We start from the raw sequence: 24,316 nt of genomic DNA on the forward strand, positions 1-24,316 counted from the left end.
CCGCCGCCGGCGTGAGACGGGCACGGCCGGCGGCGGAAGGGTGAGGGGTGGTACGGAGGGCGTCTCAGCAGCTGAGGTTGCCGCCCGGGGTGGTGCCGAGGATCTGCGTGAACGCCCGGTACTTGTCGATGCGGCTCTGGACCTGGGCGGGGTTGCCGCCGTCGCACTCCAGGGCGCCGTTGATGCTGCGGATGGACTCGCCGAATCCGTGGCCGCCGGTGAGGGCCTCGTGACCGGTGTAGGTGCCGGGGCCGGACTGGGTGTTCCAGTACCAGAGCGCGGTCTTCCACGCGGTGGCCGAGTCGTTCTGCACCTGCCAGGGGTCGTTCAGCAGGTCGATGCCCAACGCGTCGCCGGCGGCCTTGTAGTTGAAGTTCCAGCTGAGCTGGATGGGCCCGCGGCCGTAGTAGGCGTCGTTGCCCGCGGGGCAGCCGTACGGCTGCGACTCGTCGCAGTAGTGCGGGTAGTTGGCCTCGTTCTGCTCGACGACGTACCGCAGCCCGCCCGTCTCGTGGCTGACGTTGGCGAGGAACGCGGCCGCCTCCTGGCGGCGTACGGTCTCGCTCCCGGTGTTGGTGAACGCCGGGTAGGCGCCGAGCGCGGCGACCAGGCCGTCGTAGGTGTAGAAGGAGTTCCTGCTCGGGAACATCTGGTCGAACTGCGCCTGGCTGACGAGGAAGCCGGACGGGTCCGGGTCGGGATCCGGGTCGCCGCCGTCACCGCAGGTGCCCTGGTCCGCCCACACGCCCCACTGTCCGGTGGTGCCGGGCGTCTCGCCCTGCGTCCACCACTTGGCCTCCCAGTTGTGGCCACCGTGGGAGACGACGTCGCCGCCGGTGTAGGCGGTGCCGGAGTTCCAGGCCGCCTCGCAGGCGGGCGCCGCGGTGGCGGTGGACATCGGGAGGGCCACGGCCAGCGCGCCGGCCAGGCCGGCGGCGGCGAGGAGGGCCTTGAGCCGGGTGGTCAAGCTGCGTCTACGCGTGCTGCTGGACACTGCTCACTCCTTCGCGCGCGGCCCTGCGGTGGGCCGCGAGGTGGGGGAAGGTTGATGGAGTGCAGTCAAGCCGTTTGGTCCAGACCAGTCAAGGTATGGACCAATGTTTTTCGACCGCGACCCGCGACCCGCGACCTGCGACCCCGCACGCAGAAGAGCCCCTGACCGGCGGTGGTACCGCCGGTCAGGGGCTCTTCGACACATGGTGATGGTGGAGATGGCGGGAATCGAACCCGCGTCCAACGGAGCAGAAGGAGGGCTTCTCCGAGCGCAGTCCGCTGCGATTTTCTCAGCCCCGGAGATCTCGCGGACACGTCTCCGACGGGCTCAGTCACTGTGAAATGTCCCTGCAGGTCCCGTGACCGGACCTACGCGGTGAGTCCCCTGGCTGATGCCGGACACCGGGTCGGGAACATCCCCGGGCCGACACTTCGCAAGTCGCTACTTAGGCAGCGAGGGCGAAGGAATCGCGCTTGGAATTGGCGATTATTTTTTTGCGGCACATGGTTAACGAGATCATTGCCGCGTTCCTCGGCTCGCTTCCCCTGCTTCGACATCCGCTGTCGAAACCGATCATCCCCATGTTGAGTTGAGAATCTCCGCACCCGATGCGCCGCAGCGCCCGGGTACGGGACCATCGTACGGGATCAGCGCCGTGGGCTGCCACCGTATTCCCGGCGGCCACCCGGTCGGCTCAGGCCGCCCGGCGCGCCCCGTCCCGCCCGGGGCGCAGGCGCGATCACGCGCGCTGGCGGCGGCGGACCGCCGAGATCACGCGCTCCGCCTCGCGCCGGTCCTGCTTCTCGCGCAGCGTGTGCCGCTTGTCGTACTCCTTCTTGCCCTTCGCCAGCGCCAGCTCGACCTTCGCGCGGCCCTTGACGAAATAGAGCTGGAGCGGCACCAGCGTGTGGCCGGTCTCCTGCGTCTTGCCGATCAGCCGGTCGATCTCCGAGCGGTGCAGCAGCAGCTTCCGCTTGCGCTTCGCGCTGTGGTTCGTCCACGTCCCCTGGGCGTACTCGGGGATGTGCACGTTGTGCAGCCAGACCTCGCCGTCGTCGACCTGGCCGAAGCCGTCGACCAGCGAAGCCCGGCCCTGCCGCAGCGACTTGACCTCGGTGCCGGTCAGGACGATGCCGCACTCGTACGTGTCCAGGATCAGGTAGTCGTGCCGCGCCTTCTTGTTCTGCGCGACGAGCGTCCGGTCGGAGCCGGCGCCCTTGGCCTTCTTGCCGGCCCTCTGGGTCTTCATCTTCGCCATAGCCAGGCCATTCTTCTCTACGACCCGGCTGCGAGGCCACTCAATACCCGACAGGCCCGCTCGGCGGCGCGGTCCCCGGACCGTACCTCCAGGTCGGGCAGCAGTCCCCGGCCGTGGACCCGGCGGCCCGACGGGGTGGTGTAGTGGCCGACGGTCAGCTCGGCGACCGACCCGTCCGGCATCCGGTGCGGCACCTGGACCGAGCCCTTGCCGAACGTCCGGCTCCCGACGACGACCGCGCGTCCCCGGTCCTGGAGGGCTCCGGTGAGCAGCTCCGCGGCGCTCATCGTGCCGCCGTCCACGAGAACCACCAGCGGCGCCCCGGTGTTCCCGGTGCCCTCGGCGTACAGCGCCTGCTGCTCGTCGTCGTAGTCGTAGGTGGCGACCAGCCCGCCGTCGAGGAAGGCGGAGGCGGACTCGGTGGCCTCGGCGACCAGGCCGCCGGAGTTGCCGCGCAGGTCGAGGAGGAAGCCGCTGCCCTCGGGCGCCTCCGCCACGGCCCGGCGCACCCGGGCGCCGACGCCCTCGGTGAAGGAGGAGATCTCGATACGCGTGACCCGCAAAGACGGCTGGGAGACGGAGACCGAACGGGCCGCGAGCCGGGCCCGCTCCAGGGTCTCGCTCCACTGGTGGCCGCCGCGGCTGAGCGTGAGGTCGACGGCCGTACCGGGGTCGGCGGCGCGGCCCGGGGACGCGTCGGTGGCACCGCGCAGCAGCGCGACCACCTCGGTGACCGGCTCGCCGGTCACCGGCACGCCGTCGACGGCTCGCAGCCGGTCCCCCGGCCGGAGGCCGGCCCGGTCCGCGGGACTGTCCGGCAGCACGTCCTCGACGCGCACGACCTCGTCGCCGCCGGAGACGTCGGACCGCTCGACGGAGACGCCGACGCCGACGTACGCGCCGCCCATGCGACGCTCGAAGCCCTCGTACTCGTGGGCGCTGTAGGCGGCCTCCCAGCGGTCACCGCTGCGGCTCACCAGCTCCTCGGCGGCGACCTTGGCCTCGGCGGCCTCGGCCGCCTCGGCCGGTACCGCGCCCGCGCCGCCCGGCGTACGGCCGGCCGCGCCGTTCAACTCGTGGCGTGGCCCGGGCACTCCGGGTGCGCCCGGCCCTCCCGGCACGCCGCCCCAGGAGTTGGTGGCGGCACCGGTGGCCAGGGCGCCCGCGAAGACCAGGGTCAGCGCCGCCCCCCGCCGTACCCGGCGAGGAGGCGCATTTCTCCACGTGCCCGACATGCTGCGGAGTCTAGGGCAGTCACGGCCCGATGAAGACGCGATGTCGGAACAGTCACTCGCGTCGTGTGTCACACCTTCAGGTACTTGCGCAGAGCGAAGAAAGCTGCAAAGGCGGGCATCAGCGCACCAACTGCCAGGATGAGCGGCAGCACCTTCACCACGGCGTCCCAGCCCACGAAGTTGATCAGGACGATCTCCTGCTGGAGCCAGTTGTCGATGAGGAAGAACTTCCCGCCGGCCAGCAGCACGCAGGCGAACCCGGCGCCGATCAGGCCGGCGATGGCCGCCTCCAGGATGAACGGCATCTGGATGTAGAAGCTGGACGCGCCGACCAGCCGCATGATGCCCGTCTCCCGCCGGCGGCTGAACGCCGACACCCGCACGGTGTTGATGATCAGCAGCAACGCGACGACGAGCATCATGCACATCACGAAGAGCGCTGCGATCTTCATTCCGTTGAGCAGCCCGAAGAGGTTCTCCAGCAGGTTCTTCTGGTCCTGCACCTCCTGGACGCCCTGCCGCCCGGAGAACGCCGTGTTGATGACGTTGAACTTCGTCGGGTCCTCCAGCTTCACGCGGAAGGACTCCTGCATCTGGTCCGCCGTCAGGGAGTCCGCGAGCGGAGAGTCGCCGAACTGCTCCTGGTAGTGCTGGAACGCCTGCTCCGCGGACTCGTGGTAGACCTTCTCGACGACGCCGAGGTCCTTCAGGTCTCCCTCGATCTCGTCCTTCTGCTGCTGGGTCACGGCACCCTTGGCGCAGTTCGGGTCCGACTCGGCGTCGTTCTCGTTGCAGAGGTAGATCGACACCTGGACCTTGTCGTACCAGAAGCCCTTCATCGCGTTCACCTGCTCGGTCGCGAGCAGCGAGCCGCCGAGCAGCGCCAGCGAGAGGGCGACCGAGACGATCACCGCGAACGTCATGGTGAGATTGCGGCGGAGACCGACGCTGATCTCCGACATTACGAACTGGGCGCGCATGGCGTCCTTCCTGCTTCCGTGCGGGGGCGAGCTGAGCGGGGTGCCGCGGGGGACGGCGGGCGGGCCGCCGCCCGGGGGTCAGTGCTGGTAGCCGTAGACGCCGCGCGACTGGTCGCGGACCAGGCGGCCCTTCTCGAGCTCGATGACGCGCTTGCGCATCTGGTCGACGATCGCCTGGTCGTGGGTCGCCATCACCACGGTGGTGCCGGTGCGGTTGATGCGGTCCAGCAGCTTCATGATGCCGACGGAGGTCTGCGGGTCGAGGTTGCCGGTCGGTTCGTCGGCGATCAGCAGCATCGGCCGGTTGACGAACGCCCGCGCGATCGCGACGCGCTGCTGTTCACCGCCGGACAGCTCGCCGGGCATCCGGTCGCCCTTCCCGCCGAGACCGACGAGTTCGAGGACCTCGGGCACGGTCTTGCGGATCTGGCCGCGCGACTTGCCGATCACCTCGAGCGCGAAGGCGACGTTCTCGCCCACGGTCTTGTTGGGGAGCAGCCGGAAGTCCTGGAAGACGGTGCCGAGCTGGCGGCGCATCTGCGGCACCTTCCAGTTCGAGAGCCGGGCCAGGTCCTTGCCCAGAACGTGGACCTGACCGTGGCTGGCGCGCTCCTCGCGCAGGATCAGCCGCAGGAAGGTCGACTTTCCGGAGCCGGAGGAACCCACCAGGAAGACGAACTCGCCCCGTTCGACCTCCAGCGAGACGTCGCGGAGCGCGGGACGGTTCTGCTTGGGGTAGGTCTTGGAGACATTGTCGAATCGGATCACGGTTTTCGCACCACGTTGGCCTGGGTAGGAGGAGGGGAAGCCCATGACCGGCTCCCCCCAGGTTGAGGCGACACTACGCGACGCGCTGCGCGCTGCGCAGTGGCCGTCCGGTACAGGTGGGTTTCTTCACGGTACGTACCACCGCATAACAGGCAGCACGCCTGCCTGCTTTTCTGCACCCGCCGCCGACACCTGGCACAGTGGAGGGGAAGGGAATGCCCGGTGAGCCGTCGGGGAACCTGTCCCACGGCGACGGCGACGGCGGGCAGAGGAGGAGGATCGCATGACATGCGACCGACTGGTGTGTGCCAACTGCGCGGGTCCCGTCAGCGAGGGCCGGTGCTCGGTCTGCCGTGCGCAGCGTGAACGTCTCCAGCTCAGCGGACCGCTGGGCGCCCTGAGTCCCGCGCTGATGGCGCTGCTGCTCGCACTGGCCGCGCTGGTCGCCTTCCTGGCCCAGCGGATGGCCACGGCCTAGAACTCCACCCCGTGTGAGCGCGCGACCGCGCTCCGCACACCCGTGATCCAACGCACGAGGGCCCGGAACGCGTACGCGTTCCGGGCCCTCGTCTCTCGTGCCTGGTGCGACCGCCGTCACCGGAGGTCACGCAGCGCTACGGCGCCTGGTGTCAGGCGGCCGCGGCACCGCCACCACGGTTGAGCAGGCGCGGCATCAGGCGGAAGCCGACGCCACCCGCGATCATGGTCGCGGCACCGACCAGCAGGAGAGCGGTCTCGGCGGAGCCGGTCTCGGCCAGCTCGTCCTGAGGCTGCTCCTGGCCGACCGGGGTGCTGCCGCCACCCTCCGGGGTGGTGTCGCCGCCGGTGCTGCCACCGGAGCTGCCGCCCACGGTGGCCGGCTCCTCGCCACCACCGCTGCCGCCGACGGTGTTCGGCTCCTCGCCGCCACCGGTGGAGCCGGTGTCGCCGCCGGTGGAGCCGTTCGAGGTGCCGCCGTCGGTGGTCGTGCCGCCGTCGGTGCCCTCGGAGGTGGTGCCGCCGTCGGTGGTGGTGCCACCGTCGGTCGTCGTGCCGCCGTCGGTGCCCTCGGAGGTCGTGCCACCGTCGGTGGTGGTGCCACCGTCCGTGGTGGTCCCGCCGTCGGTGGTGGTGCCGCCGTCGGTGGTGGTGCCGCCCTCGGTGCCCTGGATGGCACCGGCGATGGTGCCCTCGGTCTGGCCCTCGGTGACGCCGACCGCCGTGCCCTCGGTGGAGCCCTCGGTCACGCCGGCGACGGTGCCGTCCTCCTCGCCGACACCGACCTGGATGATGCCCAGGTCGATGCCGACGGCCGACGCCGCACCGCTCGCGGTCAGCGACAGGCCGGCGGCGAACACCGCACCGGCCGCCACGCGCGCGACGCGCACACGCGTCTTGGATTTGCTCATCTGCCAACTACCCCCAGTAGATGCTCGTCAGAAGGTGCCGAAATGTGAGGGGCCGTCATGGCGCCGGGCGTCAAGTCGTCGTCGTTCACATCGATTCCCGCCCGAACGCGCCCCGTTCACACGCCCGCCGAGCGAACAGCTTTCCCAGTTTTCACACCCTCGTCAAGCGAAGACCTGCCCAACCCGGGTGAAGAGAGTGTGAGTCTCCCGACACCCGGGTAGACAGCGGAGCTGCGTCAGCGCGCGCGGCGCACGTCGACGTCCGAAGCCTTCACGAATGCGACGCGATGTCCGAACTGGATCTGGTAGTACGTCTCCTCGCCCCGCACCACCTGGTGGCCGGACGGGTCGAACTCGACGGCGTAGTAGTACTCGCCCTTCGTCCGCAGTCCGGCGACGTACTCCTGACCCGCCTTCAGCTCGTACGGGTGCGGTACCACGGCCTGCACGGGCACGTCCTCCGGGTAGGCGCCCGCCTCGGGGTAGGCGCGGCCGTAGACCGGGATCGAGTCCTCACCGTCCTCCGGGGTGACGACCCAGCCGCGGGCCGGGACCGCCGTCCGCTCCTCCGCGGGGTTGTGGAACCAGGCCTTCTGGCCGAGGTACCAGATCGCGGTCCAGTCGCCGTCGCGGCCGGCGAGGGCGTACTGCTGACCCGTGGTGGCCCGGGCGCCGGTGTCGTTGACGCCGGTGGTCGACGGGTCGCCGTCCGGGCGCAGGCCGATGTCCTTCACCAGCGGGGCGTCCGGGTCGGGCGCGGTGTGCAGGCGGACGGCGGCGGAGCCGTGCGGGGCGCACGGGTCGCCGGAGTCGTCGCAGCGGGTGTAGACCGGCCGGTGCGCGTCGTAGTCGGGCAGGATCGTCACCATGTCCGCGCCGCGCCAGGAGCCTTCGCGGTGGAAGGGGGCGCCGAGCAGTCGGAAGTAGTGCGCCCAGTCCCAGTACGGTCCGGGGTCGGTGTGCATACCGGGGATGGTGGCAGGCACGGTGCCCGGCACGTTGTCGTGGCCGAGGACGTGCTGACGGTCCAGCGGAATGTCGTACGTGCGGGCGAGGTGGCGCACCAGCCGCGACGACGTCCGGTACATCGCCTCGGTGTACCAGGCGTCCGGGTCGACGAGGAAGCCCTCGTGCTCCAGACCCACCGACTTGGCGTTGACGAACCAGTTGCCCGCGTGCCAGCCGACGTCCTTGAGGTTCAGGTGCTGCGCCACGTGCCCGTCGGAGGAGCGCAGCGAGTAGTGCCAGGAGACGTAGGTCGGGTCCTGCACCAGGTCGAGTGTGGTGTCCCACGTCGCCTCGGTGTCGTGGACGATGATGTAGTCCACGTCCTGGGTGCGCGGGCGGTCGCCCTTGTCGTGGTTGCCGTAGTCCGTGGAGCCGTCCGGGTTGGTCCACTCCTCGTACGGGGCGGGCATCCACGTGCAGGAGATGCTGCGCGGGCACTCCAGGTTCGGGTTCCGCTCGCCCTTCTTCAGGCCGAGCTTCCGGACCTGCCGGACCTCGGGCTCGACCTTCTCGTGGGCGTTCAGCGTCACCCGCTGGCCGGAGTCCGTGGTGCGTGCGGCGCCGTTCCGGATGACGTCGAAGACGTCGCCCGCGTACACCGCGGCCGTGGTCTCGTCGTCCGCTCCGGAGTAGGCGGCGACCGCGCCGAACCAGTCCGCAGGGTCCTCGCTCGCCGGGAGACCCAGCTCCCGCTGCGCCTGCGCCAGCAGCGCCGCACCACCCGCGATGTTCGCCGCCGGATCCTCCCGCAGCCGCTCCGCCGCGATACCCGTCAGCTCCGCCGCCTCCGGCAGCGTCCGCAGCCGCTCCGGCACCCGCCCGGCCTCCCGGCTCTCGTGCGCCCGGGCGGTCTGAGACAGCGCCGCCACGTCCAGCGGACGGGCCGTGTCGCCCCGCGGATCCTCCGCACCCCCGTGATGGTGCTCCCCGGACTCGGCCAACGCCGTCCGCAGATCCGTCAGATGCATCGGCCCGTACCCGCCCGACACACTCGCCGCACCGGCGTGCCCGTCCCACCGCGACTGCAGGTACGACACCCCCAGCAGCACACTCCGCGGCACCTCGTACCGCTCCGCCGCCCGCTCGTACGCCCCCTGGAGGGAGCGGGACGCGGTCTCGTCGGTCGATGCGGGCACGGCGGTGACCAGTGGCGCCAGCAGCGCCGCCGCGGCGACGCCGGCCACCGCGTACGCGGTGCGTCGTCTGCCGGGTCGTCGGGGGATCGTCCCTGCCACGGTGCAGCCTCCTCGAAGTGGTTCCGAGTGAACCGCCTCAGGTGAACCGACCCCGTGCCCGGTGGTCAACTACCGCGCACGACTTCGCCGCACCGCACGTCGGGGCACGGACGTGCGTTTTGCGCAGGGCAGGTGCGGGGCCTGCGGTGCGGCACTGGCCCAGACCACTGGCGCGGCCGGGCGCCGGGAAATCGTTACCGTTCGGAGATCGGCGGGGCGAGTGCCGCGTGGGGCGGGGATCAGTTCTGCCCGGCCTGTTCCTGCTGCTTGCGCCAGCGGATGCCCGCCTCGAGGAACGCGTCGATGTCGCCGTCCAGCACACCCTGCGGGTTGCCGACCTCGTGCTCCGTCCGCAGGTCCTTGACCATCTGGTACGGGTGCAGCACGTAGGAACGCATCTGGTTGCCCCACGAGTTGCCGCCGTCGCCCTTGAGCGCGTCCATCTTGGCCTGCTCCTCCTCCCGCCGGTGGGCGAGGAGGCGGGCCTGCATGACGCGCATGGCCGCGGCGCGGTTCTGGATCTGTGACTTCTCGTTCTGGCACGACACGACGATGCCGGTCGGGATGTGCGTCATCCGCACGGCGGAGTCCGTGGTGTTGACGGACTGGCCGCCCGGACCGGACGACCGGAACACGTCGATGCGGAGCTCGTTCTCCGGGATGTCGATGTGGTCCGTCTGCTCCACAACGGGAAGCACCTCGACGCCGGAGAACGACGTCTGGCGGCGGCCCTGGTTGTCGAACGGCGAGATCCGGACCATGCGGTGCGTGCCCTGCTCGACGGAGAGCGTGCCGTAGGCGTACGGCGCCTTCACGGTGAAGGTCGCGGACTTGATGCCCGCCTCCTCCGCGTAGCTGATGTCGAACACCTCGGTCGGGTAGCCCTTGCGCTCGGCCCAGCGCAGGTACATGCGCATCAGCTGCTCGGCGAAGTCGGCGGCGTCGACACCGCCCGCCTCGGCGCGGACGCTGACCACGGCCTCACGCGGGTCGTACTCCCCGGACAGCAGCGTCCGGACCTCCAGCTCCTCCACGGCCTTGCGGACGCTTGCCAGTTCCTGTTCCGCCTCGGCGCGGGCGTCGGCGTCGCCCTCGTCCTCGGCGAGCTCGAAGAGCACGCCGACGTCGTCGATGCGGGACCGCAGGTCCTCGGCCTTGCGGAGCTGGCCCTGGAGGTAGGACAGCTTGCTGGTGACCTGCTGGGCGTTGTCCACGTCGTCCCACAGGTCGGGGGCCGCCGCCTGCTCCTCGAGCGCGGCGATATCGGCCCTCAGCCTGTCCAGGTCGAGGACGGCCTCGATCGACTCCATGGTGGAGGAGAGGGACTTCAGCTCTTCGGATACATCGACGACTGCCACGCCCCCAGCCTAACGGCTGGCCCGGCGGACCCGGCCCCTCCGGGGGCGCCCCGCTGCGGCGCCGCACGGGGCCGGGGGCTTCCCCCGGGGCCCCGTCGTGCGGGGGAGGCGGAGGGGGCGGCCCTGCTCAGGGCTGCTGGACGGCGGGCGCGGGGCGCGTCGAGGTGCCGTCGTCCCCGGCCGCGAGCCACCCTCCGACGCCGACCGCCGCCGCGACGGCGACTCCCGCGACCGCCAGCACCAGGCGCCGCCGCCCCGCGGCGGCCGCACGGTTGCGCGCCGACCCGGCCCGTCGCGCACCCGCCGCCCGCGGCGTGCGCGCCGTACCGTGGGCGCCGCCGGCCAGCTCGTCCGCGCCGGGCACCCGCATCGAGGTGTGGGTGTCGCGGTTCGCGTCGGGGCTCGCGCTGCTGCGCACCAGCGGCACCGCGGCGCGCCCCGGCTCCGGTCGCGCCTGCGCCGGGACGGCCGCCTCGTCGGCGCTCGCGGCAGCGGGCGCGGAACCGGCGGCGGCGCCGTACGGCTCGTCCGGGTGGTCGTCGATGTCCAGCGGCGGCAGACCCCGCAGCAGGGGCAGCACCTCGCGCAGCCGCTCCGACAGTTCGGGGGCGCGCAGGCGGGACGCCGGGGCTTTCGCCAGGCACTGGTGGACGACCTGCCACAGCTCGTCCGGGATGCCGGGCAGCGGGGCGACGGTCTCGGTGACGTGCCGCCGCAGCACCGCGCCGGGGTGTCCGCCGCCGAACGGCGTGAACCCGGCGAGCAACTCGTAGAGCACGGTGGCGAGGGCGTAGACGTCGACGAAGGCACGCGGCGGCAGCCCTTCGACGAGTTCGGGGGCCAGGTAGTCGGGGGTGCCGATGAGTCCGCGCGGGGTGCGCTCGCCCCCCGTCGCCGCGCCCGTTCCCGAGGCGGTCCCGGCGGCACCCGCCGGGAGCCCTGCGGCGGCCCGCCGCCGGGGCGAGTCGATGAGCTTGGCCACACCGAAGTCGGTGAGCAGGGCCGGCGGCGCTCCGCCCGGCCCGCCGGGGCCGTGTGCGTCGAGCAGCACGTTCTCCGGCTTCACGTCACGGTGGACGACGCCCGCGGCGTGGGCGGCGGCGAGCGCGTCGGCGACGTCCGCGCAGATCGCGACGGCGACCTCGGGCGCGAGGCGTCGTTCGCGTTCCAGCCGGGTGCGCAGGTCGGTGCCCCGGACCAGGTCCATGACCAGGGCGAGGTCGGTGCCGTCCACGACCAGGTCGCGCACGCCGACGACGTGCGGGTGGTCGAGGGAGAGCAGCGCGGCCCGTTCCTGCACGAAGCGGTCGACCAGGTTCTCGTCCGAGGCCAGGTCGTCCCGCAGCAGCTTGACGGCGACCGGGCCGTCGGGGCCGTCCGCGAGCCATACGGTGCCCGCGCTGCCGCGTCCGATGATCTGCCGAGCGGTGTAGCGACTGCCGATCTTCCGTGCCACGTTCCGTCCCTCGCTGAAGCCGGGTGGGGTGAGCCGAGTGCGCCGAGTGACCGGCCCCGCCGTCACGGAAGAGGGGCCGCACGGCGACAAAGTACGCGCCGAGGGCCCCTGCGGGCGGGAGAACGGGGGTGACATGTCGTGAATGCGAGGGTTTTACCCTCCCAGAGTCGACAAATCTCCCCGGTGACGTGCCGTCCGGAGGGGGCTACTGCCCGCCGGTGGCGTCCTCGGCGCTGCTGAAGAAGTCGCCGACGTCGTTGAAGAACTCCTTGGTCTGATCCCACCACTGCTGACCGGTCTCCCACCACTCCGGCAGCGGCGTGAAGTTCCACACCAGCACGGCGATGACGACCAGGATCAGGATCGAGACCAGGCAGCCCTTCAGGCAGCCCAGACCCGGGATGCGCGTCGGGTTCGCGCTGCGGCGGCGCGGCTCGCGGGCCGGTGGTGCCTCGCGCGGCGCGGCACGCCGGGGCTCGTACCGCTGCGGGGCGGGCCGTTCGGGGCGGCGCGCCGGCGGGCGGGGCGGCGCCTCCGGGGCGCCGCCGTAGGACTGCCGGTGGGGCTGCGGACGCTGCTGCTGCGGGCGCGCCTGCGGCGGCGGGGGCTGCTGGGCCCGGCGCTGGGGGCGGCGGCGCAGCGGGTCGAGGGACGGGTCGAGCGGCTGGACCTGGGTCTGCTCGTTGCGGTCGCGGGCCGCGCGCAGCTGGCTCTCCCACGGGTGGGGGCCCTCCGGCTGCGGGGGCTGCTGCTCGGGGTACTGCTGCGGGCCGCCCGGTCCGCCGGGACCGCTGGTCGGCATGACGCGGGTGGCGTCCTCGGAGCCGCCGGGGGCGCCATAGCCGCCGGGGCCGGGTCCGCCGGGGCCGCCGGTCTGCGGCATCACGCTGGTGGCGGCGTTCGGGTCGTACCCGTAGCCGCCCTGCCCCGGGCCGCCCTGACCGTCGTACGCGGCGGCGCCGCCCTGCGGCAGGACCTCGGTCGGCGCGGAGTCGCCGATCAGCCGGCCGTCCGGCACGGTCGTCGGCTCGGGGTCGGGCGCGAGCAGCGCGGCGACGCCCATCGCGGCGCCCGCCTGCTGCGGGGTGGCCTGCGCGCCGATGCCCGCCGCGACCGTCCGCAGGGCACGTCCGAGGTTGACGGCGCTGGGGCGCTGGGCGGGCTGCTTGCGCAGGCAGCGCTCGATCACCGTCCACAGCGGGTCGGGGACGCCGGGGGGACGCTGCGGCTCGTCGTCGAGGTGGCGGCGCAGCACCTGCAGGGTGGAGTCGCCGCCGAACGGCGGGCGTCCGCTGATGAGTTCGTAGAGCAGGATGCCCGCGCCGTACACGTCGACGGCGGAGGTCTGCTCGCGGCCCTCGGCCGACTCGGGCGCCACGTAGGCCGGGGTGCCGACGAACTCCTGGGTGCGGGTGAGGCCGGGTGAGTCGGCGAGGCGGGCGATGCCGAAGTCGGTGAGCATCGGGTGCATGCCGTCCGGGCCCTCGGCCAGCAGCACGTTGGCCGGTTTCAGGTCGCGGTGCACCACGCCGTCCGCGTGGCTGGCGGCCAGTGCATCGGCGATCTGGGCGGTCAGCAGGGCGGCGCCGACCGGGGAGAACGTGCCGTTCTCCCGGAGGTAGCGGTGCAGGTCGGGGCCTTCGACCAGGTCCATCACCAGCGCCAGCAGGTCGCCCTCCACGACGAGGTCGCGGGTGCGGACGATGTTGCGGTGGGTGAGGCGCAGCAGGGCGGACCTCTCGCGCAGGAAACGCATCACCACGTCGGGGTCGTGGGCGAGCTCCTCGCGCAGGACCTTGATCGCCACGGCCTCACCGGGGTGCCCGGCGACCGCGGCCTCGTCCCCCGCGACCTCCCGCTGCCGCGCCCGCCACACGGTGCCTGTGGCCCCGCGCCCGAGCTGCTCCTCGAGGAGATACTTGCTGCCTACCGGCCGCACGTCATGCGCTCCTTGGGTCTCGCACTGCTGTCCCGCCCACTGTACGGCCGTCGCACCGGGCGGCGGCCGGGCCGAGGCGATCGTACGCGGGCCCTGCGGGCCCAGGGGCGACCGCTTCCTGTCGAAGACGTGCGGGGCGGGGCGGCAGGTTCCCGCACGGGCGTCTTCCCGGACACCGGGCGAGCGCCCCCGCGGCGAAAGACCGGGGGATCTCCCACACCGGCGGCGCCCCGGTCGCGGAGACCGGGAGCGATCACCCTCGGGGCCGGACCGATCGCGGCCGGATCACGCACAATCCCACTCGGACACCTTGCGCACCGAACGCGCCAATCAAGATCATGTGGCGGTGCGGGCGCGGCCGGATGTCGGCGCCGGATGCGAGGATGCCGGAGAGCGCCTGCGGGAGCAGACGCACGCGGTGGTGGGAAGCGGGAGGGACCGATGCAGATCCGTCTGGGCGTCCTGGCGTCGCGCGGCGGGCAGGCCGCCGCGCGTGCGACCGACGTCGTCGTCACGGCCCCGAGCGGCACCGTCCTGGCCACCATCGCGGAAGGACTGGTCGCCGCGGCCGCCGGCGCGCCGGACGGCGCCGAGCGGAGCGAGCGGCCCGAACGCGACCGCGACCGCGACCGGGGGCACGAGACGGTGCCGGTGTACGTCGGCGAACGCCGGCTGGACCCGCATCGGCAGATCGTGGGCCTACCGCCGCTGGTCGACGGCGCGGAGGTGTCGCTGTACGCCCCCTCCCCCGCCGCGCACGCCGAGGCGTCCGGCGGGGCGCGGGCCCGGCTGCACGTGGTCGCCGGACCCGACGCGGGCGGCGTGCACCTCCTGCACGGCGGACGGGTCACGCTCGGCCGCTCCGCGGAAGCCGACGTGCCCCTCGACGACCCCGACGTCTCCCGGCTGCACTGCGCGGTGACGGTCACCGACTCCGGGCAGCTGACCGTGACCGATCTGGAGTCGACCAACGGGACGGCGCTCGACGGCTCGGACGTGCCGAGCGGCCGCACGGTGCCGCTGCGGGCGGGGGCCACCGTCCGCCTCGGCGAGTCCGCGGCGCGCGTCCAGACCTCCGACGGCGACGCGGTACCGCTCGGCACCGTCCCGGACGGCGACGGCCGCCTCCGCCTCGCACAGCCCGCGGTCCCCGGCGCCGACGACGGCCCCGGCGAGCCGGCTCCTGCACCGAGCCCCGTGGCCGGCCCGGAGCCGCCGGGAACGCTCAGCGCTCCGCCGCCCAGCCGCGCCCCCGGCGGCGGGACCGCCGCCCGTCGCGGCCCCGACCCGACGCCCGGCCCGCCCGGCATGTCTGTCGCGGACGGCCACCGCACGAAACCGGAGGGCGGGACGGAGGTCGCGGACCGCGACGCCGCGCCGTCGGGGCCGTCAAGGCCGTCGGCGCCTTCGGGCCGAGGGCTCACCGGCTGGGCGCGGAAATGGGCGACCTGGCGGGCGGAAGCGGCGCCCAGCCTCGATGCTCGCGGCGGGGCTGCCGCCCGCCGCGCCCCCGGGCCACCGGAAGGCGGCCCCGCCGCGCGGGACGTGACGCGGCCCGACCTCGCCACCGTGCTGCTGACCGCACTGGGCCCCGGCCCCCTGCTGTGGGAGCGGGGGCCGCAGCACCCGCACGCCCTGACCGTGCGGATCGGCATCGCGCACCGCAGCCACGGGCCGGGCGAGCCGGTCACCGTCGATCTCCGCACCGCCGGTTCCCTCGGCATGGCCGGGCCCCGCACGCGGCTCGCCGCGCTGGCCCGCGCACTCCTCGCTCAACTCACCGCCCTCCACGGGCCCGGCGCGCTGGAGACCGTGCTCATCGCCGCCGACCGTGCGCGCGCCGAGACCGACCGCACCCGGGACTGGGCCTGGCTCGGCTGGCTGCCCCACGTGCGGCCCGCGCACGGACAGGACTGCCGGCTGCTCGTCGCCTACGACGGCGACCAGGCCGCCGCCCGCACGAGCGAACTGGTCCGCCGCCTCGACGAGACCGCATCCGTCTCCCCCGCCGCGTACCGGGGCCCGCGCACCGTCCTCGTCGTGGACGGCGACCCCGGCCCGGCCCCCGTGCGGGACGCCGTCGCCCGGCTGGCCGCCGAGGGCGCCGCGGCGGGCATCCATGTGCTGTGCCTGGCCGAGACGCCGTCGGCGACACCGGCCTCCCCGCTGGACGACACCGTCCGCGCCGCCGGTGAGGCGTCACCGCCGTTCCGCTCGTGCGGCACGTTCGCGCTGCTCAGCGGCGCGGTGGCGACCGCCGTACGGATAGTGCGCCCCGGCCGCCGGCACGCGGACGGCACGGTGGCCACGATGGACGGCGTGTCCGCCGCCTGGGCCGAGCGCTTCGCGCGCGCCCTGGCGCCGCTGCGCGAGGCCGACGGCTCCCCGGCCGGGTCCGGTGGCACCGACCTCCCGCGCGTCCCGGCCGCCCTGCCCCGGACGTGCCGGCTGCTCGACGAGCTGGGCCTGGCGCGGGCCACCCCGGCGGCGCTGCTCTCCCGGTGGGCGGCTTCCGCCGCGCAGCCGACCCGGCTGCCGCTCACCCTGGGAGCGGGACCGCGCGGTCCGGTCGCCGCCGCGCTCACCACCACGCACCCGCACCTCCTCCTCACCGGTCCTGCCGGTTCGGGCAAGACGGAGCTGCTGCGCGCGGTCGCCGCCTCGCTGGCCGCCGACACGCCCGCCGACCGGCTCGCCCTGCTGCTCGTCGACGGCGACGCGGACCGTGCGACCGCCGGCGGCGGCCTGTCCGGGTGCGCGGACCTGCCGCCCGCCGGGGACCACCTCGTCGCGGGCGACCCGGTGCGGATGCGGGAGTTCGCCCAGTCGCTCAGCGCCGAACTGAAACGCCGCGCCGAACTCGTCGCCGACGGCCGGTCCTCCGACGGCCCTCCGGCGGACGCCACCCGCGTGGTCTCCCCTCGCCGCCCGCTCGGCACGGCAGCCACCGCACGCCCCGCCGCGCCCCCACTGCCCCGGCTCGTCGTCCTGGTCGACGACTTCGACACCCTGGTCGACCCGGCGCTGGGCAATCCGGGGCGGCCGTCGGCCGGTTCGGTCGTCCGCGCGCTGGAGGCCGTGGCCCGCGACGGTGCCCGGCTCGGCGTGCACCTGATCGCCGCCTCCGGCCGCCCGGACGCCGTCGCCGACACCGCGACGGCGCGCGGCGCCGCGTTCGAGGTGCGTCTCACCGGGCGCGACGGCGACGACCCGGTTCCCGGCCGCGGCTCCCTGCGCCTCCCGGACGGCACCTCCCTCCCCTTCCAGGGCGGACGCGTCTCCGGGCGCATCCCCCGCACGGCCACGCTCCGGCCGACGGTCGTCCCGCTCGACTGGGCGCGGGCGGGCGACCCTCCGACCCGCCGCACGGTCCGCGAACTGGGCAACGGGCCGACCGACCTCGCTCTCCTGGCCAGCGCCATGACCCGCGCAGCCCGCCCGGCCGCTCCCAGCCCGTCCAGCGTGTGAGGGCCCGCGGGCCCAGGCAGTGCCCGGCCGCATGCTCGTGGATCCGCGAGGGCGGCGGCGACGGGTGAGGGCCGCCTCCAGGCGCCGGCCGCTCTCGGCCGTCCGCCGAGCCGCCGTCCCGGAGGAGGGAGGCCCCGGCCGGCTCACGCGCCGTGCGCCCCGACGGGTCAGAGCGTCGCGCTCAGCGAATCGGCGAGGCGGCGGCGGGTGATGCGGGCCGCCGGGAGGGCGGCTGCGGCGACGGCGCCGCACACCGCGGCGGCCGCGAGGGCGAGGAGCGTCCAGAAGGACGGCAGCGCGGCGATGCCCGAGCCGATGCCGCTCATCGCTCCCTGGAGGTCGATGAGCCAGCCGCTGAGCAGCACCCCCAGCGTGGTGCCGATGAGCGCCGCGGCCAGCGAGATGAAGCCCGCCGAGGCCACGATGACGCCGCTGATCTGCCGCGGCGTGAGCCCGATGGCCCGCAGGGCGAGCAGGTCGCGGCTGCGGTCGCGGACGAACGAGCCGATGGACGTGAGGAGTTCGGTGAGGCCGATGAGCGCCAGGACGGTGACCAGCCCGGCGATCCCCCACAGCGCGGGGGCGAGCCCGTCCGCAGGGTTGGGGACCTCCCATATCTCCAGGCCGCCGGGGGCGTTCTCGGCGAGCTGGGAGCTGACGGCGCGCGGGTCGGCGCCGGGTTCGAGCAGCAGCAGGGAGAACTCCGGCCGCAGTTCGGCGTCGCGTTCCCGCAGGGTGTCCAGCGAGGTGGAGACGACCTTGCCGCCGTCCTCGGGTTCGAGGCTGCGGCCGACGAGGTGCAGGATCTGCGGTCTGCCCTCGACGGTCATCCGCACCCAGTCGCCGATCTCCACCTGCAGCAGGTCCATCAGCCCCTGCCCCGCGACGGCCTCGTCGGGCCCGTCCGGGTACTCCCCCTCGGCGAGGGTGAACGGGTAGGGGTCCTCCTGCGTGCCCAGACCGCGCAGGGTGATGGTGCCGGTCTGGCCGGGGACGAGGGCGGCGACCTCCGCCCCGGGATGGACGGCCTCGACCTCGCGGTGCTCGGCGAGCAGGCGCCGGGTCTCCTGCGGGCCGAGTTCGCCGCCCTGCGCGGAGCGGGCGGTCAGAGCGGCGGGCAGGCCGATGCTTCCGGGGGCCTCCTGGAAGCGGTCGATGGTGGTCCACACGCTCAGCGCGATGGTGATGAGCGTGAGCGGGACGGTGAGCCGGGCGACGGCGGTGACGGCACGGGCCCGGCGCGGGAAGGCGCCGCGCCAGCCGAGGAGGACGGTGGAGGAGAAGGACATGCCGAGGAAGCGCCGGGTGAGCGGGGTGACCGGGCCGGCGGACGGCAGGGCGGCGCGGGAGGCGGGCACCGGCGGCACCCGTCCGGCGCGCCAGGCGGCGAGCGTCGTGGCGACGACGATGACGAGCACCGCTCCGGCCGGGATGCCGGCGAGCAGCAGCAGGTGTCCGGGGAGCTGGTGCCACACCGACATCGCCTCGCCGATACGGCCGGGTATGTGGGGGCCGAGGGCGAGGGTCAGGCCGGTGCCGACGGCGACCGCGAGGAGTGCCATGCCCAGGTGCTGGGCGAGGAAGACGCGGACGACCTGGCCGGGCGTGAAGCCGATGGCCTTGAGCACGGAGATGTCGCGGAGCTGTCCCCGGATGCGGGTGCTGATAGCGCCGGAGGCGACGAGGGCACCGGCGAGCAGCGCACCGAACCCGAAGATGCCGAAGACCAGGCCGAGCAGGCGGTAGCCGTCCTCCGCATCGGCGCGGGCCTCCTGCCACTTGGTGACCTGGGTGACCTGGTCGGCGCCGAGCACCGTGACCGCGCGCTGGACGAGGAAGTCCAGGTCTTCGGGCTGTTTCAGGCGCAGCCCGACCGCCTGGCCGCCGCGGCCCTCGACGGCGGTGCGGGCGAAGGCGTCGGGCAGGGCCCAGGCGATGCCGGGCTGTTCGCCGGGCCGGTAGTGGAGTTCGGCGGTCTCGGCCACGCCGACGACTTCCAGCGTCTGCGGGCCGTCCGCCGCCTGCCCGCCGGGGAAGGTGAGGGCGTCCCCGGGTTCGACCCACAGGGCCTCGGCGAGCGAGCGCTCCAGCACGATGCCGTCGGGGTCGCCGGGGTCGAGCCAGTCGCCGGCGGTGATCTGGGGGCGGGCCACCCGGGGTTCGGTCGCGTCCGCGGAACGCAGTTCCACCCCGGCCCGGACACCGCGCGCCTCGGCGGACGTGCGGGTGGTGGGGTACGACCCGGCCGCGTCACGGACGCCGTCGAGGAAGACGAGTTCGCCCGCGGGGGCGTCGGCGGTGGTGTGGAGCCAGACGTGGGCGCCGCGGGTCTGGGTGAAGACGCGCTCCCACGGGTTGGTGGCGTAGCTGAACAGCGCCGCGGCGAGCACGAGGGAGGCGATGATGCCTGCGGTGGTGAGGACGGTGAACAGGGTCTGTCCCCGGTGGGCCCGCAGGTCGGCGTGCGCCCAGCGCAGGGTCGCGCGCACGGTCATGTGCCCAGTTCCAGCACGCCGGTGACGCCCCCGGGAGCCTTGCCGGAACGGTTGCCGCCGCCGGCGGCGAGGTCGGCGTCATCGAGGATGCGCCCGTCGAAGAAGCTGATGACACGGTCGGCGGCACTGGCCATCCGCGCGTCGTGGGTGACCATGACGATGGTCTGGCCGCGCTGGTGGAAGCGGCCGAGCAGGCGGATGACCTCGCGGGTGCCCTTGCTGTCCAGGCTGCCGGCGGGTTCGTCGGCGAGCAGGATGCCGGGGTGGTTCACCAGGGCGCGGGCCAGGGCGACGCGCTGCTGTTCGCCACCGGACAGTTCGGCCGGCATGGCGCGTTCCTTGCCGGTGAGCCCCAGTTCGTCGAGGAGTTCGCGCCGCCCGGCGCGGGCGTCCCGCGGGGAGGCGCCGGCCAGGAGGGCGGGCAGCTCGATGTTGTCGGCGACGGTGAGGTTCGTGACCAGGTTGAAGAACTGGAAGACGATGCCGATGCCGCTGCGCCGGGTCACGGCCCAGCGGGACTCGCTGAGGTCGTCCATGCAGCGGCCGTCGATCCACAGGCTGCCGCCGTCGGGGCGCTGGAGACCCCCCAGCAGGTGCAGCAGGGTGGACTTGCCGGCGCCGGAGGGGCCGGTGACGGCGACGAACTCGCCGCGCCGCACCTCCAGGTCGACGCCGCGGACGGCGTGCACGGGGGCGCCTTCGCCGCGATGGGTCTTGGTGAGGCCGCGGGCGCGCACCAGCGGCTCGCTCTCGCGGGCGCCGTCGGCCGCCTCCGCCGCTCGGGCGGAGTCCGCGTCCTCGCTCATTCCAGCTCCTCCTGGCAGCGCTCGAGCCAGTCGAGGTCGGCCTGCAGGTGCAGCATCGCGCCCTCGATCAGCAGCTGGGCTATCCGGTTGTCCCGGTCCCCCGCCACCGCCAGCTTCGACAGGTCACGCATGGTGTTGAGGTACTGACGCCGCTGTTTGTTGATCAGGGTGATCTGGTCGGCCAGGCCGGAGTGCGTGGCCAGGGCGAGTTTCATGAAGAACTCGTCCCGGATACGCGGCTCGTCCGTCGTCTCCTCGAACCACGCGAGAACGGCCTCGCGCCCGGCCTGGGTCAGCCGGTAGGTGCGCTTGTTGGGGCGATTGGTCTGTGTGACGTCCTCGCCCTCGATCAGGCCCGACTTCTCGAGTCGCCCGAGGGTGACGTAGATCTGCCCGACGTTGGGCTGAGGGTACGCGCTGCCCAGAAGCTTCTCAAGCTCTCCCTTGAGCTCGTAGCCGTGCGCCGGGCCACGGGCGAGGAGGGCCATGAGCGGCAGACGCACGCGCGCTCTCCTCCTCCGGTTCGGGCCTGCGGTGTGGTGCGCTCACCACCCCTTGTCGTAGGGCCGCCACCGGGGCCCGCTCCCCGACCCTCCCCGGCCCGGTCGCCACACCCTAGTATCGCCCATGCCTAACGGGTATATATGAGCCCGGATCACCGGGGCAAGGAACCGGCCGACGATCTGAGGGAGGCACCGAAAATGCGGTGGATGCGGGCCGCAGGCAGGAGCCTTCTGGTGACCGCCCTGCTGGTGACCGGCTATACGGCCTGCGCGCAGCAGGACGAGCGGCCGGACGAGCGGGGGCCGATGACGCTGGCCACGGCCGGCGACCTCACCCGCTACCTGGGTCCGCTGCTGCGGGACTGGAACCAGGAGCACCCCGATCAGCGGGTGAAGCTGGTCGAGCTGCCGGACTCGGCGGACGAGACGCGGTCGCAGATGATCACCGAGCTGCGTTCGGGGAGTCCGCGCTTCGACATCCTCAACATCGACGTGGCGTGGACGTCGGAGTTCGCCGCCGCCGGATGGATCTCGCCGCTGGACCGGTCCCGTTTCCCGCTGGACAGCTTCCTCCCGCCGGTGCTGGACACCGCGACCTTCGACGACCGGCTGTACGCCGTCCCCTACGTCACCAACGCGGGGCTGCTGTACTACCGCAAGGACGTCCTGGCGAAGGAGGGCGTCGAGCCGCCCCGCACCTGGGACGAACTCGCCCGCCAGGCGCGGGAGATCGCCCCGGAGTACGACCTGGACGGCTACGCCGGGCAGTTCCTGCCGTACGAGGGGCTGACCGCGAACGTCACCGAGGCCGTGCGGTCCTCCGGAGGCTCGCTGCTCGGCGACGAGGGCGCGAAGGTCACCGTGGACGGTGCGACCCGTGAGGGCCTGGACTTCCTGGCCGGCGGGGTGCGGGAGGGCTGGATCCCCCGCGAGGCGCTGGGCTACAAGGAGGAGGAGTCGCGGATCGCCTTCCAGAGGGGCGAGCTGCTGTTCCTGCGCAACTGGCCGTACGTGTACCAGCTCGCCAACGGCGACGAGGACTCGGCGGTGGCGGGGAAGGTCGGCGCCGTCCGCATCCCCGGGCCGGACGGGCCGGGCACGAGCGTGCTCGGCGGCTCCAACCTGGCGGTCAGCGCCCACTCCCGGCACCGCGAGTCCGCCGCGGACCTGATCGCCTACCTGACGAGCGAGCCGGTGCAGCGGCGGGTTCTGACGGAGGGCGCTCTGCCGCCGGTCCGCGCGGACCTCTACAACGATCCGGAACTTGTGGGGGAACACCCCTATCTTCCGACGCTCAGGAAGAGCATCCTTACCGCCGAGCCGCGTCCCAAGAGCCCGCGCTACGACCAGGTGAGCCTGGCCGTGCAGGCGGTGGCGCACGACGTGTTGTCGCTGCGCCAGTCCCCCGGCGACGCCGTGAACCGGCTGCGCCGGGAACTGACGGCCATCGCCCGCGAGGACTGACGCCCCGGACCGCTGCCGCACCCCGGCGCCGTCCTCGCCGTCGGACTTCTTGGCCCGCGGGACTTGCTACTTAACAGTTAGGTAGCGGCCTGCTCACGATGCTCGGCGCAAAACCGGGCAATCGCCTCGCACTTCTGCACGTTCGTTGACACTGGCAGAGTGGCCTTACTTAACATGCATGTAACCGACGACCCCGTCTGTGGTCGCCTCTGCGCAACTCCGAGAGTCAGGTACAGGTCAGCGAAAGATGTTGGCAGCCCCGGCCGTGAACGGCCTCCCGCCCCGCACCAGCCGCGCCACGGAGCAGTGGTGGCGTGATGCGGTCATCTACCAGGTGTACGTCAGGAGCTTCCTGGACAGCACCGGGGACGGCATCGGCGATCTCGCCGGCGTGAGAACGGGCCTGCCCTATCTGAAGAAGCTCGGCGTGGACGGCGTGTGGCTCAGCCCGTTCTACCCCTCGCCGCAGCACGACCACGGCTACGACGTCGCCGACTACTGCGACGTCGACCCGGTCTACGGCGACCTGGAGGAGTTCGACCGCATGGTCGCCGACGCCCGCCGGCTCGGCATGCGGCTGCTGCTGGACATCGTCCCCAACCACTGCTCCAGCGACCACGTCTGGTTCCGCGAGGCACTGGCGGCCGAGCCCGGCTCCGCGGCCCGCGAGCGGTTCCACTTCGCCGACGGCCGCGGCGAGGACGGCGAGGAACCGCCGAACAACTGGCACGCCATGTTCGGCGGACCGGCCTGGAGCCGGGTCACCGAGCCGGACGGCACGCCCGGGCAGTGGTACCTGCACATGTTCACCCCCGAGCAGCCGGACCTGAACTGGCGCAACCCCGAGGTCGGCGAGGAGTTCGACCGCGTCCTGCGGTTCTGGCTCGACCGCGGCATCGACGGCTTCCGCATCGACGTCGCCGCCGGCCTGTACAAGCACCCCGACCTGCCGGACTCCGACGACCCGCACGCCGACGAGCGCTCCCGGGACTCGGTCAACCCGCTGGCCTGGAACCAGCCCGAGGTGCACGACGTGTGGCGCCGCTGGCGGGCGGTGTGCGAGGAGTACACCGCCGAGGACGGCCACGACCGGCTGCTGGTCGGCGAGGTGTCCGTGGCCAACGCCCGCGAGCACGCCCGCTACATCCGGCCCGACGAGCTGCACCAGGCGTTCTTCTTCGACCTGCTGAGCGCGCCGTGGAACGCCGACGCCTTCCGCACGTCGATCGCCGAAGCGATGCGTGACATCGCCGGCACCGGCTCCACCACCACCTGGGTGCTCAACAACCACGACCAGATCCGCTCGGTCACCCGCTACGCCGAAGCCTCCGGCGACGGCCGCTGCCTCGGTTCCGACCGCGCCCGCGCCGCCGCGCTGCTGATGCTGGCGCTGCCCGGCAGCGCGTACGTCTACCAGGGCGAGGAGCTGGGTCTGCCCGAGGTGGACCTGCCCGACGAGCTGCTCACCGACCCGATCTTCCGGCGCACCGGCAACCGCAGCCGGGTCCGGGACGGCTGCCGCGTGCCGCTGCCGTGGTCCGGGCACGCCTCGCCGTTCGGCTTCACCTCCTCCGGGATGGAGCCGACCCGGCCGCCGTGGCTGCCGCAGCCCGAGTGGTTCGCGGACCACGCCACCGACCGCGCGCTCGCCGACCCGCACTCCTTCTGGCACCTCTACCGCGAGGCGCTCCAGCTCCGCCAGACCCTGCCGCAGCTCGGCACCGGCGAGCTGCGCTGGCTGGACTCCCCGCCCAGCGTCCTGACCTTCGTCCGAGGCGACGGGCTCATCTGCGCCGTCAACTTCGGCACCGCGCCGGCACCCGCACCCGTCCCGGGCGCACCGCTGCTGGCAAGTGGCCCGTACACGGGCGGCGACCTGCCCGGATCCACCGCCGCGTGGTGGATCAGCGACCACATCACCGCCTGACCCGGCTTCCGGGGCGGACGTCCCGGGAGCCGGC

At 73.3% G+C, this 24,316-nt stretch carries 17 protein-coding genes and 1 other RNA gene; 4 read left to right on the forward strand and 14 right to left on the reverse strand.

From position 1 onward, the window contains the following. Nucleotides 1-64 precede the first annotated feature (64 nt). The 6 genes from RM572_RS22965 to ftsE form a co-directional block, all read right to left on the reverse strand. The gene (locus RM572_RS22965) at nucleotides 65-967 is read right to left on the reverse strand and encodes a glycoside hydrolase family 19 protein (RefSeq protein WP_311675350.1); all 903 of its coding nucleotides are present in this window, start codon (nucleotides 965-967) and stop codon (nucleotides 65-67) included. A gap of 236 nt (nucleotides 968-1,203) precedes the next feature. Next, nucleotides 1,204-1,575: a transfer-messenger RNA gene (gene ssrA, locus RM572_RS22970) on the reverse strand. A gap of 158 nt (nucleotides 1,576-1,733) precedes the next feature. After that, complete coding sequence (smpB, locus tag RM572_RS22975) at nucleotides 1,734-2,252, reverse strand: SsrA-binding protein SmpB (RefSeq protein WP_051308156.1); 519 nt, start codon at nucleotides 2,250-2,252, stop codon at nucleotides 1,734-1,736. Nucleotides 2,253-2,269: 17 nt separating this feature from the next. Next, complete coding sequence (locus RM572_RS22980) at nucleotides 2,270-3,487, reverse strand: S41 family peptidase (protein ID WP_311675320.1); 1,218 nt, start codon at nucleotides 3,485-3,487, stop codon at nucleotides 2,270-2,272. Between the two features lie 68 nt (nucleotides 3,488-3,555). Further along, the gene (ftsX, locus tag RM572_RS22985; protein ID WP_027763425.1) at nucleotides 3,556-4,467 is read right to left on the reverse strand and encodes a permease-like cell division protein FtsX; all 912 of its coding nucleotides are present in this window, start codon (nucleotides 4,465-4,467) and stop codon (nucleotides 3,556-3,558) included. A 78-nt stretch (nucleotides 4,468-4,545) separates the two neighbouring features. Continuing rightward, on the reverse strand, nucleotides 4,546-5,235 hold the full coding sequence (gene ftsE, locus RM572_RS22990; protein ID WP_027763424.1) for a cell division ATP-binding protein FtsE: 690 nt from the start codon (nucleotides 5,233-5,235) through the stop codon (nucleotides 4,546-4,548). Between the two features lie 283 nt (nucleotides 5,236-5,518). Here ftsE and RM572_RS22995 point away from each other — a divergent pair, with 283 nt between their 5' ends. After that, nucleotides 5,519-5,713, forward strand: coding sequence for a hypothetical protein (locus RM572_RS22995; RefSeq protein ID WP_027763423.1), 195 nt, complete (start codon nucleotides 5,519-5,521; stop codon nucleotides 5,711-5,713). Between the two features lie 151 nt (nucleotides 5,714-5,864). Here the strand turns inward: RM572_RS22995 and RM572_RS23000 are convergent, their stop codons facing one another. The 5 genes from RM572_RS23000 to RM572_RS23020 all read right to left on the reverse strand — a co-directional run bounded on the left by RM572_RS23000 (nucleotide 5,865) and on the right by RM572_RS23020 (nucleotide 13,619). After that, nucleotides 5,865-6,623 carry a hypothetical protein gene (locus RM572_RS23000; RefSeq protein ID WP_311675321.1) on the reverse strand — a complete coding sequence of 253 codons (759 nt, stop codon included), beginning with the start codon at nucleotides 6,621-6,623 and terminating at the stop codon, nucleotides 5,865-5,867. A 236-nt stretch (nucleotides 6,624-6,859) separates the two neighbouring features. Then, a complete protein-coding gene (locus RM572_RS23005; RefSeq protein ID WP_394813685.1) occupies nucleotides 6,860-8,866 on the reverse strand; it encodes an N-acetylmuramoyl-L-alanine amidase in 2,007 nt (668 codons plus the stop codon). 239 nt (nucleotides 8,867-9,105) lie between these two features. After that, complete coding sequence (gene prfB / locus RM572_RS23010) at nucleotides 9,106-10,224, reverse strand: peptide chain release factor 2 (RefSeq protein ID WP_136183900.1); 1,119 nt, start codon at nucleotides 10,222-10,224, stop codon at nucleotides 9,106-9,108. A 127-nt stretch (nucleotides 10,225-10,351) separates the two neighbouring features. Beyond that, nucleotides 10,352-11,680, reverse strand: a complete 1,329-nt coding sequence (locus RM572_RS23015) for a serine/threonine-protein kinase (RefSeq protein ID WP_311675322.1) — start codon at nucleotides 11,678-11,680, stop codon at nucleotides 10,352-10,354. Nucleotides 11,681-11,885: 205 nt separating this feature from the next. Beyond that, the gene (locus RM572_RS23020) at nucleotides 11,886-13,619 is read right to left on the reverse strand and encodes a serine/threonine-protein kinase (protein ID WP_311675323.1); all 1,734 of its coding nucleotides are present in this window, start codon (nucleotides 13,617-13,619) and stop codon (nucleotides 11,886-11,888) included. Between the two features lie 441 nt (nucleotides 13,620-14,060). Between RM572_RS23020 and RM572_RS23025 the strand changes: the two genes are divergently transcribed. Continuing rightward, nucleotides 14,061-17,087 (forward strand): FHA domain-containing protein, encoded by a 3,027-nt coding sequence (locus tag RM572_RS23025; RefSeq protein WP_311675324.1) that lies wholly within the window; start codon nucleotides 14,061-14,063, stop codon nucleotides 17,085-17,087. A gap of 167 nt (nucleotides 17,088-17,254) precedes the next feature. Here the strand turns inward: RM572_RS23025 and RM572_RS23030 are convergent, their stop codons facing one another. The 3 genes from RM572_RS23030 to RM572_RS23040 are packed head-to-tail and all read right to left on the reverse strand — an operon-like array spanning nucleotide 17,255 to nucleotide 20,891. Next, a complete protein-coding gene (locus RM572_RS23030) occupies nucleotides 17,255-19,576 on the reverse strand; it encodes an ABC transporter permease (RefSeq protein ID WP_311675352.1) in 2,322 nt (773 codons plus the stop codon). A gap of 2 nt (nucleotides 19,577-19,578) precedes the next feature. Further along, complete coding sequence (locus RM572_RS23035) at nucleotides 19,579-20,388, reverse strand: ABC transporter ATP-binding protein (protein WP_311675325.1); 810 nt, start codon at nucleotides 20,386-20,388, stop codon at nucleotides 19,579-19,581. Beyond that, nucleotides 20,385-20,891, reverse strand: a complete 507-nt coding sequence (locus tag RM572_RS23040) for a PadR family transcriptional regulator (RefSeq protein WP_027764950.1) — start codon at nucleotides 20,889-20,891, stop codon at nucleotides 20,385-20,387. The genes RM572_RS23035 and RM572_RS23040 overlap by 4 nt, the downstream gene beginning before the upstream one ends. A gap of 198 nt (nucleotides 20,892-21,089) precedes the next feature. Here RM572_RS23040 and RM572_RS23045 point away from each other — a divergent pair, with 198 nt between their 5' ends. After that, a complete protein-coding gene (locus RM572_RS23045; protein WP_311675326.1) occupies nucleotides 21,090-22,355 on the forward strand; it encodes an ABC transporter substrate-binding protein in 1,266 nt (421 codons plus the stop codon). Between the two features lie 247 nt (nucleotides 22,356-22,602). Continuing rightward, nucleotides 22,603-24,282, forward strand: coding sequence for a glycoside hydrolase family 13 protein (locus RM572_RS23050; RefSeq protein WP_311675327.1), 1,680 nt, complete (start codon nucleotides 22,603-22,605; stop codon nucleotides 24,280-24,282). The last annotated feature ends 34 nt before the right edge of the window (nucleotides 24,283-24,316 follow it).

This window comes from Streptomyces hazeniae, from assembly GCF_031845485.1.
Taxonomy (GTDB): domain Bacteria; phylum Actinomycetota; class Actinomycetes; order Streptomycetales; family Streptomycetaceae; genus Streptomyces; species Streptomyces hazeniae.

Bases quoted from the DNA above. Each gene is read 5' to 3' on its own strand.
- RM572_RS23000 (WP_311675321.1), bottom strand. From the start codon at position 6,623: ATGAGCAAATCCAAGACGCGTGTGCGCGTCGCGCGCGTGGCGGCCGGT.
- RM572_RS23045 (WP_311675326.1), top strand. From the start codon at position 21,090: ATGCGGTGGATGCGGGCCGCAGGCAGGAGCCTTCTGGTGACCGCCCTG.
- ftsX (WP_027763425.1), bottom strand. From the start codon at position 4,467: ATGCGCGCCCAGTTCGTAATGTCGGAGATCAGCGTCGGTCTCCGCCGC.
- smpB (WP_051308156.1), bottom strand. From the start codon at position 2,252: ATGGCGAAGATGAAGACCCAGAGGGCCGGCAAGAAGGCCAAGGGCGCC.
- RM572_RS22995 (WP_027763423.1), top strand. From the start codon at position 5,519: ATGACATGCGACCGACTGGTGTGTGCCAACTGCGCGGGTCCCGTCAGC.
- RM572_RS23035 (WP_311675325.1), bottom strand. From the start codon at position 20,388: ATGAGCGAGGACGCGGACTCCGCCCGAGCGGCGGAGGCGGCCGACGGC.
- RM572_RS22980 (WP_311675320.1), bottom strand. From the start codon at position 3,487: ATGTCGGGCACGTGGAGAAATGCGCCTCCTCGCCGGGTACGGCGGGGG.
- RM572_RS23025 (WP_311675324.1), top strand. From the start codon at position 14,061: ATGCAGATCCGTCTGGGCGTCCTGGCGTCGCGCGGCGGGCAGGCCGCC.
- RM572_RS23050 (WP_311675327.1), top strand. From the start codon at position 22,603: ATGTTGGCAGCCCCGGCCGTGAACGGCCTCCCGCCCCGCACCAGCCGC.